Raw genomic sequence first — 256 nt, 5'->3', positions numbered from 1 at the left:
AGGGAAGTGGAGGGTAGTTGTATTGTAGGGAGGAGAGTTGAGATTGGTATGGGGTAGAGAGGTTGAAGAGATGGAAAAGGAATATGGTAGATTAAAAGAAATGGGAGGAGAAGTATATTGTGTACGAAGTGATAGAGAGTTGAGTGAGAAAGGATGGGAGGAGGAGTGTGAAGGAATGAGGAAAATGGAGTAGATCATGATTGGGGATGGATGTGAAAGAGTTAGTGGGAAGTTGGATGTATTGAATGAAGAAGAT

General features: G+C 41.8%; 1 protein-coding gene. It reads left to right on the top strand.

The genetic code is table 11. The features are described from left to right. Window positions 1–37 precede the first annotated feature (37 nt). Complete coding sequence (locus tag FS736_RS24705) at window positions 38–193, top strand: hypothetical protein (RefSeq protein ID WP_186326937.1); 156 nt, start codon at window positions 38–40, stop codon at window positions 191–193. The last annotated feature ends 63 nt before the right edge of the window (window positions 194–256 follow it).

Source organism: Cytobacillus oceanisediminis 2691 (genome assembly GCF_007678455.1).
Lineage (GTDB): Bacteria > Bacillota > Bacilli > Bacillales > Cytobacillaceae > Mesobacillus > Mesobacillus oceanisediminis_A.
Note: the sequence above shows the minus strand (reverse complement) of the source record. Positions and strands in the feature narration are given on the sequence as shown.